We start from the raw sequence: 15,311 nt of genomic DNA, 5'->3' as shown, positions 1-15,311 counted from the left end.
CTGTCAGCATTTTGGACTACAACACTCCGCCATAGGGGGCAAGCGTATGGTTTTGGCATATAATTTTCAGCCACAATTACTCGCAGACTTTTCTACTTCTCTGTTTCAAATCTTCTCAAATGATCTCATCTTATTGCTGGTTGGTGGGGTGTGTGCGTTTTTGCTTGCGTACCTCTCGACGTTCGGCGTAATTGCTGTTTGTCGCAAGGTTGGCTGGTTAGATGAGCCTGGCAACGATGGTGAGCGTATAAGGGAGCATAAAGAGGCAGTTCCACGCCTGGGCGGAGTGGCGATGTTTCTTGCCTTTGTTGTTGCCTCTCTACTTTTCTATGCTACCGATAAAAGCATACCCAGCGCCGAAGTGACCAGATACTGGCTATTGCTGGTGGCGGCGACTTTGATTGTTGTGGTGCATGTCTATGATGATGTGAAGGGCGTAAAGCCCTGGCCCAAGCTCCTGGCTCAGACCCTGGCCGTGCTGATTATTCTCGGACCTGGTACGTGCAGTGATGGCTCGGGCCTGGATGGAAAGCTCCATTTTTGTGGGGTCTTCCTGTATGGTTTTAGCAATCCTTTCGGCGTAAATATCCATCATCTCGGTTTGCCCTGGTATCGTGAGCCCATTTTGACCCTCTTTATTCACCGGCCAGAAATCTCCTTGCTGGCTATCCCGGCGATCCTCTTTACCTGGTTCTGGATCGTGGGCATGATGAATACAGTGAATTTGATCGATGGTGTGGATGGGCTGGCAACTGGCGTAGTGGGGATTACTGGCCTGTTTATTACGATCATCAGCTGGACATTGGGGCAGCATAGCATTGCCATTCTCTCAGCGATCTTCACAGGGGCCGTGCTGGGCTTTTTGCCTCACAACTGGAATCCTGCCAGGATTTTTATGGGCGATAGCGGCTCACAATTTCTCGGCGTTGGCCTGGCCGTACTCGCTATTATTGGCGGAGCGAAAATCGCTCTGGCCCTGATGGTCCTGGGCATTCCGATCCTCGACGTTGCGATTGTGATGCTCAACCGGGTGAGGCGCGGACAGAGCCCCTTACACTACGATAACACGCACTTGCATTACCGCCTGAAGGCGACCGGGCTGAGTGCCAAACAGATCTGCTATCTTTTCTATGGCCTCACGATTGTCTTTGGGGTAATGGGACTGCAGATGCCACGTCTCTACAAGCTGATTGGTATTGGGCTGGTGGGTCTGACGATGGCCGGGATTATCATCTGGATTGACTATCGGCAGCGTCAGCGCGGCGTGCCTATGGAGCCGGGCGGGCCGACTCCGGCGCCGGTAGGAGGAGAGACCGAGCCTGCTGCGGATGAGCAGCAAGCCACGGCCCCTGAACAATCTAAGCGTGAGACTACTACGAGCAATGAAGCTACCTTACCATCGCCGGATCAATCTGCTGTGCTATCGCGTGGGCGCTTACCTCATTGAATAAACGCTGCAGGAAGTGGCCAGTATAGGACTGTTCGTTCTCGGCCACTTCTTCTGGTGTCCCCTGAGCAATCACGCGTCCGCCGTTGTCGCCTCCCTCGGGTCCCAGATCAATAATCCAGTCAGCGCTCTTTATCACATCAAGATTATGCTCAATTACCACGATGGTGTTGCCGGCATCCACAAGACGTTGGAGGACTTCCAGCAAGCGCTCCACATCGGCAAAGTGCAGACCAGTCGTTGGCTCGTCAAGGATATAGAGGGTTCGCCCGGTAGCCCGGCGCGAGAGCTCTGTCGCCAGCTTAACACGCTGCGCTTCACCACCTGAAAGCGTTGTTGCCGGCTGACCCAGGCGCATATAGCCAAGACCGACATCGTTGAGTGTCTTCATCTTGTTATAGATCGATGGCACGTTGGAGAAGAAAGCTGTTGCTTCCTCAACCGTCATATCCAGAACGTCAGCGATACTCTTGCCTTTGTAATGGATCTCCAGGGCTTCGCGGTTGTAGCGCTTGCCATGGCATACCTCGCACGGCACATAGACGTCTGGCAGGAAGTTCATCTCGATTCTGACGATGCCTTCGCCCTTACAGGCCTCACAGCGCCCGCCCTTGACGTTGAAAGAGAAGCGTCCGGGCTGATACCCGCGTATGCGAGACTCGGGAACCTGGGCGAAGAGCTCGCGTATTCCCGTAAAGGCATTAGTATAGGTTGCCGGATTAGAGCGAGGCGTGCGCCCGATCGGCGACTGATCTATATCAATTACTTTGTCGAGATTCTCCAGGCCACTGATCTCGTCGTGCTCGCCAGGTCGCTCATGTGAGCGGTGGAACGTATGCGATAATTTGCGATACAGAATATCGGTAATCAGCGTACTTTTGCCTGAGCCCGAGACGCCGGTAACTACCACGAATTTGCCCAGCGGAACCTCGACATCGACATTTTTCAAGTTGTTCTCGCGCGCGCCAGTAATCAGCAAGCTCTGACCGTTGCCTGGCCGGCGCTGCTCGGGTATCGCCACGGATTTGCGATGGGCCAGATAATCGCCAGTCAACGAATCGTGATTGGCCACGATCTCTTCATAGGTCCCGGCTGCCACTACCTTGCCGCCATGCTCGCCAGCTCCAGGACCGATATCGATAATATAATCGGCAGTTCGCATCGTATCTTCGTCATGCTCAACTACCAGCAAGGTATTGCCCAGGTTGCGCAGACGCACCAGCGTCTTGATCAGGCGCTCGTTATCGCGCTGATGGAGGCCGATGCTAGGTTCGTCAAGAATGTACAGGACGCCCATCAGGCCAGAACCAATCTGGGTGGCCAGGCGGATACGCTGGGCTTCACCACCTGAAAGGCTCATGGCCGCTCGATTCAGGGTCAGGTAATCAAGACCCACATCTATCAAGAACTGCAGACGAGCTCGAATCTCTTTGAGAATCTGTCGAGCGATGATCTGTTCGCGCGCACTCAATACGCTCAGGACCAGCGGCCCTTGCGGATCAATGGGAGTCAGAGGATCGCCAAGTAACGAGCTTGAGGCTTTCCCTTTGCCATTGCCATTCTTCTTGCCATTAGCTTTAGAGGTTGTGCTCTGCGCCGGCGCTGTTGTCGGGGTTGACAGTTCCTCGGACTCCAATTGCTGGAAGAAGCGTTGCGCCAGAACGATAGAGAGGCTTGTAACCTGAACCACATTGCGTCCACCAATAGTCACCGCCAGAGCCTCAGGCTTGAGGCGTGCCCCTCGGCAATCGGGGCAGACGCGCGCGGTCATATAGCCCTCGATCTCTTCGCGCACACCTTCGCTCTCAGTCTGCTTATAGCGCTTATCAAGACTGGGAATGACGCCTTCAAAGTGGACTGTATAATTGCGCGTATGGCCGTTCTGAGGCGTATAGCGGATCGTAAGCGGCTCGGAGACTCCATACATGATCTTCTGATGCAGATCCTCGCTGAGCTCATTCCAGGGTGTATCGAGGCTAAAGTTGAAGCGCTCGGCCAGCGCTTCTAGCATCGAGCTATGCCACTGGCTGCCATTGACAACCTTACTCCAGGGCGCGATAGCCCCATCACGGATACTCAATTCTGGATGCGTCACAATCAGTTCGGCGTCGATCTCCTGTTGCGTGCCCAGACCGGTGCAGGTTGGGCAGGCTCCATGCGGGCTATTAAAGCTGAAAGAACGAGGGGCAATTTCGGGCAAGCTGATCCCACAATAGACGCAAGCAGCCTTCTCCGAGAAGAGAATCTCCTCGCTCCCAATCACCGAGACCAGCACTACGCCGTTACCAAGCTTAAGCGTTGTCTCCAGCGAATCCGAGAGGCGCTGACGGAAGGCCGGGTCAACATCTTCATGTTGAGTGATAGCCGGCTCAGCCGACTCCTCATCGGCTTTCACCTCATAGAGAGCCGGGCGCTCAGCTACCATCTTCAGGGGGCTACGCTGCGCATCGCTCCCGGCGCCGTTAGCCTCAGCTTTCTTGCCCTTACGAATAACCAGGCGATCAACGACGACCTCGATAGTATGCTTCTTCTGTTTATCCAGCTCGATTTCTTCGCTAAGATCCTGGATCTGACCATCCACGCGCACACGAACATAGCCGGCGCGGCGCATCTCCTCAAAGACATTCTTATATTCGCCCTTGCGACCCTGGATAAGAGGCGCGAGCAGGAGGATACGCGAGCCGTCAGGCAAGCTCAGGACGGCATCAACGATCTGCTGAATCGTTTGTTGACTCACCTCGCGCCCACATTTGGGGCAGTGTTGATGACCAACGCGTGCATAAAGGAGGCGCAAATAGTCGTAGATCTCGGTGACTGTGCCAACAGTTGAACGAGGATTATGCGTGGCCCCTTTTTGATCGATGGAGATGGCCGGCGAGAGCCCGTCGATATGGTCTACGTCAGGCTTGTCCATCTTGTCAAGGAACTGGCGTGCGTAGGCTGATAACGATTCAACATAGCGCCGCTGCCCTTCAGCGAAGATGGTGTCGAAGGCCAGGCTACTTTTGCCCGAGCCAGAAAGGCCGGTAATGACCACCAGCTTATCGCGTGGGATGGTCACATCAATGTTTTTTAAGTTGTGCTCACGAGCACCACGTACTACTATTTTATCCTGGGGCATGTAATTTAACCGTCCGTCGCTCTAAATCGTACGTTCTTATAATAGAATGATTTTTAGTTTATTGCTTGCTTACAAGCAGGGCCGGAGTAAAATATGCAAACAAACGTTCCATATAACAGTACTATACTCTATCCCTCGCGTCAAGAGGTTATAGGATTTTATGGCAAAGCCAGGCCTCTATGTTTGACATAATGTGTAATCTGGGCGATAAAAGTGTGGACATGGCTACGATCATCCGGCAAAAAAGCTACGCATAATAGATAACACAGCTTCCTTAGCCATTATTTCCTAATGGCGTGCCTATGCCTATGAGCTAGCTGGAAGCCAGTTTCTGTGTGAGAACGAGTATTCCTGGCCTGCAATTTGTTGAGATGGAATACAATGAAATAGGTTGGTTTCTTGTGGAGACTGTTCCATGAGTTTCATCTGTTACAAGACATGTGCCATTTTTAAAATTATCGTATAGAGGAAAATCGGTGGAAATAGAACTTGATTTTGAGAAACGCTACCGCCTGGTTCGTGAGATCATCGAGACTGTAGTCCTGACTGTTCTGATGTTTCTGGTTATCCGTCTGGCTGTGCAGAACTTCAACATTGATGGGCATAGTATGGAGCCAGGGCTGCATAATACTGAGCTTATTCTTGTGGATAAGTGGTCCTACCTGTTTCGTTCCCCGACCCGTGGCGATATAGTTGTCTTTGTTGCACCTCCCAATCCGTCGCAAGATTATATCAAGCGAGTTATCGGATTACCCGGTGATATCGTGACGATCAAAGGAAACGCCGTCTACGTGAACGGCGTACTGCTCAACGAGCCCTATGTTGATCCACATAACCAGGGCAACCCCTATCCGTCATTTAGCAATCGTCTTGTTCCGCCGAATACCTATCTTGTGCTTGGTGACAATCGTAATGGCAGCTCGGACTCGCGCGATTGGGGTTGTGTGCCCCGAGAGAACATTGTCGGCCGAGCAGCGTTAGTCTACTGGCCTCTGGGGCAAGACAACAACGGCTTATTGCCAGGCGTATCCTCGGTGTTTGCTAACGTTCCCGCCCCTACGGGCAAGGTTGGCAGTGTTTGTCAGGTAATCAATGCGCGTCCTGCGACGTTGGGGCCTGCAACTCCTCATCCAGCCTCGCCTAACAATGGCGTCGACATGAATATGCTATTTGCAGTGCTTATGCCGGGAGTATTTGTGGGAGTGAGGCGTAGACGCAAGTAGAGTTGAGCCACAGTGGCTGGGGACCTGGAGGGGAGATAGTTACCCAAGCTGGAGATCTATTTCCTGGTTGAGTAGTTGAACGCTGCGAATATTGTGTTTGATCTGCTTCTGGGCTTCTAGCAGGTGCTGGTTCACGATGTTTGTCATCTCTGCAGGTGTCATGATCAGGCCAAAGATGCCATCGATACTCATATTGGTGACGGCAAGCTGTCCATTCGTTACCTGCGGGACAGCGGTAATCGCGCAAGAGTTGCCATAGATTTGGAACATGAAGCGTATATGGTCGGGACTGATCTGCGCTGCCGGGTTTTGAATAAGCGTGGTCGAGCCAAGCATATTATTCAACAGGCTATTGAGGGTCGTCTCTTGAATCTTGAGCGGGCCAGCAGGCAGAAGGGCGACTTCTGGCGGGATGCGCGCTATAGCTGCTGAGGTGGCCTGATCGATCTGGCTCTGAGCCGTGTCATGGAGATAGGGGCGTAAGGCAAAGAACCAGCCAGCGCCTAACAGTACGGCCAGCAGGACGAGCGTGCCCAGGCAGCCTAGAATACAGCAGCCTGTACTGCGCCTGGGTCCCTCCCGTTTTGTTGGTTCAACGTTGATAGTGGCCGATGGAGCCTTGGAGCCTTTGGTACTGTGTGTGGTAGGATACTGCAGAGCCAGCGGCTGCGCAGGAGGCGGTGCCGGCTGTGCTGTCTGCGATTGTATACTCGCGATGGGCAGCGTGGGAGGTGTATTCGTCCGGGAATATTCTGACTGTTTTTGATCTTCCCACAGCTCTGGATGGGAAGATTGTGCGGATTCTTGTTGTTGTAATGATTGCGTAGAAGTTTCTGTGATCGCCCACTCAGGATGTTGTGAAGCAGGCAGCGGCCTGATTTCGACAGTCTCCTCATCGCCTTCTAAGAGCGCTTCGGGGGGTGAAGGTGTCGCCTCCGGTGGAGGTATAGCAATGGGTTTGCCGCAATTTGAGCAAAAGCGTGCATGCGCGTTAATGGGCTTGTTGCAATACCTACAGTTCATAGAAACTCCTCATTCTAGCTTGTGTTTTAGTGCACTTCGCCATGCATCTTATGATATATTAGTATATGCTTCCGGCGGGTTTACGTCTATATGTAGTAGGCCTAACTTCCTGTATGGTTAGAGTTCGCGGCGCAATATTTCGTCCATTGAGTTGATAATTTGCTGGCGCAAGGCAGGGTCCTGGTTTAGCGCACTGGCCACCTGCTTGATTAAGGTTTGTTCCTGTTCCTGCGGTAAGGTATAGCCATACTGTTGATGTACTGCGGCGGCGGCCGCGCTGTTGATTTTTTCGACATCGCTCATCTGGCGGGGCGTCTTGCGTTCAGTTGCGCGTACGCTGGTTGTTCCCGGTGGGCTCTCGCCGACGAGCGGTTTGACGCCATTGGCGGCAAACGTAACATCTGTCCCAATGAGGTGGGCCGAGTATTCGGTTGCGCGCTCAATGTGGATGACCACCGACTGTTGCTGCTCTTCGAGTGCGACAATAGTCCCTTCCAGATAGATGATCTCGGGAGTGCCCCAGAAAACGCGCTCTCCTTTATGGAGAATCATGTGCAACGACTCCTATTCTGTTAGCTAAATGGTCACACTATGCTATACGCTGAAGTTAGACGAGAGTTCCATATGACTTGTGGCTCTAGTAAGCACGAATCAGAGATGCCTGAGGTTACGCATTTTTGCACTGCTAGATCGCGCGCAGGCTCATTCTGGCTCTAAAGATGCGCGAAAGGAGCTTTGCCGCCTGGAAGATCTTTTGTGGGCATATTTTCATCTCGGACTAAATATGGTATCTTACATTTGGCATTTTTTTGGTTAACACGTATGATGGTGCGCCTGGGCGGGGCGCATGTATTATGTAGAGGACTCATTAGAAGATAGTTATGCACGAGAAAAGTTTACTTACACTAGAATATCCTAAGATCCTGGCTAAAGTAGCCAGCGAAGCCGCTTTTTCGGCAAGTAAAACCCTGGTTACGGAACTGCTGCCGGCGGCCGATCTGCAGGAGGCCCAGCGTCGTCTGGCGTATACCAGCGAGGCCTCCAACTTAATTGATTTGTATGCCGACGCAGGTGTGCGCGGCGCTCATGATATTCGTCCATTGTTGGTTCGTGCAGCCCGCGATGGAGTCCTGAGCCCCGCCGATCTTGTAGATGTGTTGGGTACGGTCCGCAGCGCTATCTATGTGGCGCGGCTTCTGGAGAAACTTGACGCGGAAAATTTTCCGCTCCTCCATAGCTTAGGGGCCGACATTCCAACACGTCAACAGCTTGTCAGGCGTATTGAGGAGACGGTGAGCGAAGAGGGTGAGGTGCTCGATTCGGCTAGCTCGACACTGCGTAAGCTGCGCTTTGATATTCGGGGCGCCAACCAGCGTTTGCAGGATCGCTTGCGCACACTGGTGAGCGAGTTTGGACCGGCTTTGCAAGAGCAGCTCATTACGATTCGCAATGATCGCTATGTCGTTCCTGTCAAGTCCGAGAACCGCAGCCAGGTGCGCGGTATTGTGCATGATCAATCAGCCAGTGGCGCTACTGTGTATGTTGAGCCGATGGTAGTTGTAGAGCTCAATAATAAGTTACGACAGTTGCAGATCGAGGAACGGCAGGAGATTGAGCGGATCTTGCGCGTGCTCTCCTCGGAGATTGGCGCTGAAGCTGAGGCGCTGAAAGTTGCGGTTGAGCTGCTGGCCGAGTTCGATTTGCATTTAGCCAAGGCGCGTTACGCACGTATGACGCGCGCGGTGGCGCCTCGTCTTAACGCCGAGGGCCGCATCGAGCTGCGCAATGCTCGCCATCCCTTGTTGACCGGCAAGGTGGTACCTATCAACTTTCGCCTGGGACGCGACTTCTCGATGGTCGTGGTAACCGGCCCTAATACCGGCGGTAAAACTGTGGCCCTGAAGACTGTCGGCCTGCTGACACTTATGGCCCAGGCTGGCTTGCACGTTCCTGCAGAGCATGATTCGGAGCTCGCTGTATTTGCTGATATCTTTGCCGATATTGGCGATGAGCAGAGCATTGAGCAGAGCTTGAGTACGTTTTCCTCGCACTTGAGCCGTATTATCGAGATCCTGCATCGCGTCGAGGAGCTGGAGAAGCAGCAGGTTCCTGATATCCACGGCAAGATGTCTGAGGAGCTCATCAAACGCGCTGCTGACCATATGCCTGGCGCGCTGGTCCTCCTTGACGAGTTGGGCGCGGGCACCGATCCGAGCGAGGGCTCGGCGCTGGCACGGGCTATCCTGACCTATCTGCTGGAACATCGTGTGGCTACCGTGGCGACGACTCACTATTCTGAGCTCAAAGCCTTTGCCCATGAGCAGCCGGGCGTGGTGAATGCTTCGGTCGAGTTTAATGTCGAGACGCTTTCGCCGACTTACAGATTAAGCATCGGCCTGCCGGGACGCAGTAATGCCCTGGCTATCGCTACTCGTCTGGGTCTTGATGAGCGCATCATTGAGCAGGGACGCGAATTTCTTGGCAGCGCAGGCGTGCATATGGAAAACTTGCTGGAGGGGCTGCAATCGGAGCGGAAGGCGGCTGAAGATGAGCACTTCCAACTCAGTATGGAGCGTGCCGAAGCCGAGTATCAGCGCAAGCTGCTTGAGGAAGAGCGCCACAGCCTGGAAGAGCAGCGCGTCAAGATTCTCAACGAGGCTCGCCTGCAGGCTCGGCGCGAGTTAGAGGAAGTGCAGTCGGCGCTGGCAAGAATCAAGGTTGAGGTGAGGCGCGGCAATATCTCGCGCGAACGCCTGGGGCAGGCCCGCCAGACGACGCGCGATATGGAAGAAAAGATTTCGCTTATTCCTGAGCCCCGGCGGCCACGACCGGCTGAGCCAGCGCAGGAGCGCTTGGAAGGACCATTGCAGATCGGCGATACTGTGCACGTGCTCAGCTTTGGGCAGAATGCCGAGCTGGTTGGTCTGTCGGCTGATCATAGCGAGGCTGAGGTGCAGATGGGAGCCTTGCGCTTCCGCGTCAATGTTGACAGCATTGAGCGCGTGAGCAAGCGCAAAGCCGCGGCCGAAGAACGCACAAGATCCATTGTCGTTCCGCATTACGAGGATCGGGCTCCGGTCTCTACACAGCTCGATATGCGTGGTAGGAGGGTTGAAGAGGCGCTGGAAGAGATGGAGAGCTATCTTAACGATGCGGCGATGTCTGGCATGGCTTCTGTGCGCATTGTGCATGGGAAAGGGACCGGCGCCTTGCGCGCTGCGGTACGTCAGCAGCTTGCGCGTCATCCCCTGGTCAAGTCGTATGCCTCGGCGCCTCCCCAGGAAGGTGGGGATGGTGTGACCATCGTTAAGTTGAGCGCCTGAGCTCACAAGGTTTTTGTGTCAGGGCATCCAGTCACTAGCTGGATGCCTTTAATTGTTTGCCAGCCTGTTGGCTCCCATCCTCATTGCTCATATCCTGCAAATTCCTCGCTCAATTCGCAAGCTTTGTAAGCATCGGCCACCTCTTCCGGCAAGGGTCGGATCTTCATCTCTACAGAGCGCTCTTCCATCTGCAAAAGCTTTAACCTTGATTTCTTGCTGAAGAGATCAAATAAGGAATGAATTGATTTTGTTGGATGCGGTACGAAATGGCTAGTAATCTGCATCCCTATATGCTAATCTAAGGATGGTGTCCTACAGGTGATAAAGGCCTGGGACCGAGCTTGCGGCAAATGTGTAGGTTGAGACTTGCGAAAAAACCATGTGCTGAGAATGCCTGATGAGACAGTTCTCATTGCACTGTTTGATGAAGGGAGTTTTGGTAGCCTATGGATAGGGAGCGAGCTGCTCTAGATGTGAGCGATATAGGGAAGCGCGGCTTGCATGCTGGCTTGCGCGAGTTAGGTGGTTTCCAGAAGTTTATTTTGCGTGGCAACGTGGTAGATCTGGCGGTTGGTATTGTCATTGGTGCCTCTTTCAATTCTGTCGTCACGGCCATGGTCAATGATTTCCTGCAGCCTTTGATAGGAAAGGTTGCCAATGTTAGCACGCTCAATTCGGCTCAAACCGCGGGGTTCATGTGGGGACATTTCATCGGCACTCTGATCACGTTCTTGCTCACAGCGGCTGTCGTCTATTTCTTCGTGGTACGCCCGGTCAACGCTTTGCAGGACCGCTTTTTTCCGCATAAAGACGAGGCGCCAACCACGCGCGAATGCCCATTCTGCTTGAGTTCTGTTCCAATCAAAGCGACGCGCTGCGCCTATTGTACGGCTCAGCTACCGCCGTCCGATACTCCTGAAACTCAAACCGTCTGATAAACATGGTACATATATTGGGGTAGTTAACTTGCATGCTGTGGCAGGCTAGAGTATACTGCAAAGCGTAGTTGACAATAATAGTATCTCTACTGCCTGCCACCGGGTAACTATGAGAGCTATTCAACTGAAAGATGATGTGCTCAGAGACGAGCAATCGGGTCAGGTGCAAATGCAGGAATGGCCAGATGTCTCTACGAGTAAGCGAAGTAGTCAGGGCAGTCCCCAACGCAGAGCAGCACGCGATAAACAAAGCTAACCGTGATCTGCTGTGCCCCTACTAGCCTTACAAGGCAGCTAGTGTCGTTCCAGACCAGAGTAATAGGGATAGTCCAAGCTTTGGTGACGTAATAAGAAGTGGGGAAGCCTGGCGTATAATATATCTTGGCGGCCCTGAGTGCAATTTCACTTGACCTCTTAGAGTTTCAGGGATCTCTAATGCTCATCCTGAAATGCGCGAAATTCAGTGCATTGTTCGGGAAGAATGAGCGTGAGCGCCTGAAACTAAGTGATGCAGATTTCATATAGACATAGGAGAAGATAGCTCATGTCGTCAACATCTGAGCCTATACGCCTGGAAGACCGAATACGTGATATCCAGGATTTTCCGCAAAAAGGTGTCCTCTTCAAGGACATTACGCCTTTATTGCAGGATGGTGCAACGTTTCGTGCGGCTATGGAGCGCATGGCGGCTCATTATACCGGCTCTGGTATTCAAACCGTTGTGGGCGTCGAGTCGAGAGGGTTTATTTTTGGCGCTCCCCTGGCGTATCTGCTGAATTGCGGTTTTGTGCCAGTACGTAAGTTTGGCAAACTACCGGCACCGACAGAGAGCGTTGAATATGCACTAGAGTATGGTACCAATGTGGTGGAGATACATAAGGACGCGGTAAAACCCGGTGAGCGCGTGCTTATCGTTGACGATCTGCTGGCTACCGGCGGTACTGTATCGGCCTCTATCGAGCTTGTGGAACGCCTTGGCGGCCATATTGCCGGGGTGGCCTTTCTGGTTGAGCTGACCTTCCTCAAAGGGCGCGAAAAGCTCAAGGGGCATGATGTTTTTGCTCTGATTAAATATTAGCAACCTGCACAAATAAGAGGAGATGAGCCCCAATAAATTGCTCATCTCCTTTTTGCTGAAAGATTTGCTTGCTTATTAGCTACTCTTGCCAGCCCAACCAGGCTGTTTTTGCTTCAACCGGCGCAGGATGGCGCTCAGTGGCAGAAATTGCTGGGAAGCCGACATAGACAATGCCTACGATATGATCCTCAGGCGTCAGATTCAGCCATTGCTTGACGCGCTGATTGTAAGCCGCATCTCCTGTGCGCCACATACAGGCCAGGCCCATCTCTTCGGCGGCCAGCAGCATGTTCTGGGTAGCAGCGGCCGCAGCCTCAATATTTTCGATGTCGAGCACCTTTGCCTGCTGCGCATGCTCGGCAGCTACGACGATCAGCACAGGGGAGCGTAATGGTTTGTTGCGTTCCTTATTGAGCATGGCCTCAGCCTTATCAGCCGGGACATCATGCAGACGTGCGGCCAGCGCCTCGGCCATAATTGAGCCCAATTCCTGACGCGCCTTGCCGGCTAGAACGAAAAATTTCCATGGCTCGACTTTATGATGGTTAGGAGCATGCGTGGCCGCCTCTAGTAACTGTTCAATTTGGGTACGCGTGGGGCGCTGCTCCGTCATCTTCCCGATGCTGCGCCGTCGCTTTATCGTCTCAAAAACTGTCATAATCTTCTCTCTTTAATTGATCGCTTGCTTTTCACTTTTATATGCTACTGCGGAGATTTTGTCAAACTTATTACCGCTTTGGGGGCCTATTTTATTCACGAACGAGAAGAACTTTAAAGGACAAAAATTGTATTTGTCTATGACAACAAAAGGCAGCGAGACAAACATCCCGCTGCCTGCTGAGCATATGAGCCGGTATTATCTGCTAGCAGTGCTTAATTTAAGCTGAGCCATGTTTAGCTATATCTATTTATGGATTGTGCTGCAATCCACTAACGTTGATGATGACAAATTTGATAGCTTCCTGAGTAGTCGGTATGGCGGTTCCCAGGAAGCCGGTGGTGCTAATGCTGGCCTTTGCTACACCTATGCTGGAATTCAGTAGTTTTAGGGCATCTGCCTGTGGTTTACCCATAATGAGGTGGGTTATATAGCTCTGCTGGGCTTTATCAAGCTGAAAGCTCCAGATGCCCTCTGTATTGACCGATATATATATTTTGTGCGTGCTAAAGTCAACCTGCTGGATAACAGGTGTGGTGACCATGATATCGCCAATCAGGCGATAGTGCGTGCCCAGTTGTGTGGCCTTGTCAGCCTTGAGCCACTGAATAGCCGTGTTCTGGATCTGCTGCGGATCATAAGCTTCTGCCTGGCAGGTTTCTGTTACTGTTACAGTGAACTCGGCGACGCGATCACTTGCTTGGTGATCAGTTTTTACGTTGGGAGAGCATTGTATATCGCTTTGTGTTGCACTGTGGGCAAGAATTTCGTTGGGCTTGGGCATTTTTTTGAGCTCGTTAGTGCCCTGCGTTGTGAGCTGATCCCTGAGCGGGGAGACCGTGTTATCGATATCTTCTTGCTGCACAAAGGTATAGTCATATCCATCCTGACCACCGCTGAACGGCTGAGGATTGGTTCCATATACTGTGGTGATGCGTTGTTGGGTGGCAATATCAACGATATCAAACATGCCATCCATCGCATGAGCTGGAATGTTACCAACGGGACCTTTCTGCACAACATGGGCAGGCACCGAAACAGTTCCTCCCATATCTAGATCGAAGGGAACGTCTGTGACTATGTTTATATCTCCATATTTGATTTCCTGGGTTGTGATTTGGCGTAGAACCTGGCCCGGGTTCGAGAAGATCAGGGTACCTGTGGCAGAAACTGCATCCTGATGCCCTTTGCCAGAGGCATTAACTGTTTTGGTGATAGGCGGTGTCGTGTAGGATAGGGAGCGGTGAGCAACTTCATGCTGAGAGGCGTTGGGGGTACCGGTAACCGCGGTTATCGTGTATTGAGTTTGTTGGTGCTGGCTAAGCGGAGTCAAGCTAATCGTGGCGGCGCGGGCCGGCACATAGATGATGATGAGCGGCATCGCTATACCCAGCAATATAGCGCTAAGGAGGATAATTGCGCCGACTTTCAGCCAGAGTGGCCTTTGTCTAGGAATCCCAGCATTACGCTGATGGCCTGAATGCCATTGTGAGAAAATGCGGGGTGACATTTTTTCTACGGGCCTGGTTAGTAAGGCTTGTAGAAAAGCCTCTACATCCGTATATCTATCTCCCGGCTGCTGGGTAGTAGCCCGGCGAAGCGCTTGTTCTACAGTGGTAGGGAGCGTGCGCCTGGTGCGCGCAAAGAGTGTCCCAACTTTGTTGCCAGGCTGACCTGTAAAGATCTCGCGCGCGATGCATGCAAGCGCGTATTGATCGCTCAGCTTACTCTTGCTGATGTTACCCTTCAATTGCTCGGGAGCCTGGTATGCATTGGCCTGTTGCGGGTTAGCGGGATCTGGTAGCGAGGGCAAAGGGAAATTGAGCAGCGCTTCACCCTGTTTGGTCAGCAGGATATGTTCAGGACGGAGCCGGCCATGTACCACACGATTTCGATGGGCATAGGCAAGCGCGTCACCGATCTGCGTGATGATATTCAGGGCCTCGCGCAGGCCGGGCGACGGCTGATGATTGAGGCGTTCGCGCAGCGTTTCCACGGCTAAGCCAGGGCAGGGAGTAATTATATAGGGCATATCCTGTTCGAGGCCGTAGTCAAGAATAGCGTGAATGGAGGAATGTTGAAGTTGGGCCAGAGCCTGCGCCTCCTGCAAAAAGGCCTGACGCCCTTCCGCATTGGAGAGATGAATGTTTTCCCATAGCTGGATGCTAACGGGCTCGGTAGATCCATAGATAGACTCGGCCTTATACACACTACAAATGCTAGTTTTGGAGAGGCAAGCTAAGACACGGTACTTTCCAAGATAGTTACCCGGGTTTAACATAACTGCATCCTCTTTGCGCTTTTCTTTTGTCCAATGGCACGCGTGAATTAACTGGTTAAAGGTATTAAAAAACTCTGATGTAATCTGGGTTTCTCTTGAGTACAGTGGATAATAGGGCTTTATTAAAATATATAAAGTAGATATAGGAACCGATGCAAGAGGGGAAAGTAAGAATTTGTGTGGTAATATTTCACAATTCTGCAAGAAGTGACAGTTGGA

Annotated in this window: 10 protein-coding genes; 5 read left to right on the top strand and 5 right to left on the bottom strand. The window is 52.4% G+C overall.

The genetic code is table 11. The features are described 5' to 3' along the window. The first annotated feature begins 46 nt into the window (after nt 1-46). The gene (locus tag EPA93_RS25070) at nt 47-1,447 is read left to right on the top strand and encodes a glycosyltransferase family 4 protein (RefSeq protein WP_129890132.1); all 1,401 of its coding nucleotides are present in this window, start codon (nt 47-49) and stop codon (nt 1,445-1,447) included. On the opposite strand, the gene uvrA is transcribed toward EPA93_RS25070, so the two are convergent. After that, a complete protein-coding gene (uvrA, locus tag EPA93_RS25065; protein WP_129890131.1) occupies nt 1,389-4,568 on the bottom strand; it encodes an excinuclease ABC subunit UvrA in 3,180 nt (1,059 codons plus the stop codon). The genes EPA93_RS25070 and uvrA overlap by 59 nt on opposite strands. A 476-nt stretch (nt 4,569-5,044) precedes the next feature. Between uvrA and lepB the strand changes: the two genes are divergently transcribed. Next, nucleotides 5,045-5,791, top strand: a complete 747-nt coding sequence (lepB, locus tag EPA93_RS25060; protein ID WP_242527136.1) for a signal peptidase I — start codon at nt 5,045-5,047, stop codon at nt 5,789-5,791. Nucleotides 5,792-5,830: 39 nt separating this feature from the next. Here lepB and EPA93_RS25055 read toward each other — a convergent pair whose 3' ends face one another. After that, a complete protein-coding gene (locus tag EPA93_RS25055) occupies nt 5,831-6,814 on the bottom strand; it encodes a zinc ribbon domain-containing protein (protein ID WP_129890130.1) in 984 nt (327 codons plus the stop codon). A gap of 117 nt (nt 6,815-6,931) precedes the next feature. Beyond that, nucleotides 6,932-7,366: a hypothetical protein gene (locus tag EPA93_RS25050; RefSeq protein WP_129890129.1), complete on the bottom strand. Its 435-nt coding sequence runs from the start codon at nt 7,364-7,366 to the stop codon at nt 6,932-6,934. 329 nt (nt 7,367-7,695) lie between these two features. Here EPA93_RS25050 and EPA93_RS25045 point away from each other — a divergent pair, with 329 nt between their 5' ends. The 3 genes from EPA93_RS25045 (at nt 7,696) to EPA93_RS25035 (ending at nt 12,153) form a co-directional block, all read left to right on the top strand. Then, nucleotides 7,696-10,137: an endonuclease MutS2 gene (locus tag EPA93_RS25045; RefSeq protein ID WP_207229202.1), complete on the top strand. Its 2,442-nt coding sequence runs from the start codon at nt 7,696-7,698 to the stop codon at nt 10,135-10,137. A gap of 446 nt (nt 10,138-10,583) precedes the next feature. Next, a complete protein-coding gene (gene mscL, locus EPA93_RS25040) occupies nt 10,584-11,072 on the top strand; it encodes a large conductance mechanosensitive channel protein MscL (RefSeq protein WP_129890127.1) in 489 nt (162 codons plus the stop codon). Nucleotides 11,073-11,619: 547 nt separating this feature from the next. Further along, complete coding sequence (locus EPA93_RS25035) at nt 11,620-12,153, top strand: adenine phosphoribosyltransferase (protein ID WP_207229201.1); 534 nt, start codon at nt 11,620-11,622, stop codon at nt 12,151-12,153. Nucleotides 12,154-12,232: 79 nt separating this feature from the next. On the opposite strand, the gene EPA93_RS25030 is transcribed toward EPA93_RS25035, so the two are convergent. Together EPA93_RS25030 and EPA93_RS25025 are read right to left on the bottom strand one after the other, a co-directional pair. Further along, nucleotides 12,233-12,811, bottom strand: coding sequence for a nitroreductase family protein (locus EPA93_RS25030; RefSeq protein WP_129890126.1), 579 nt, complete (start codon nt 12,809-12,811; stop codon nt 12,233-12,235). A 250-nt stretch (nt 12,812-13,061) separates the two neighbouring features. Further along, on the bottom strand, nt 13,062-15,092 hold the full coding sequence (locus EPA93_RS25025) for a protein kinase domain-containing protein (RefSeq protein ID WP_129890125.1): 2,031 nt from the start codon (nt 15,090-15,092) through the stop codon (nt 13,062-13,064). Nucleotides 15,093-15,311: the final 219 nt, after the last annotated feature.

The sequence above is a fragment of the Ktedonosporobacter rubrisoli genome, from assembly GCF_004208415.1.
GTDB lineage: Bacteria > Chloroflexota > Ktedonobacteria > Ktedonobacterales > Ktedonobacteraceae > Ktedonosporobacter > Ktedonosporobacter rubrisoli.
The sequence above is the reverse complement of the archived record's forward strand: the minus strand, read 5'-3'. Positions and strand labels throughout refer to the sequence as shown.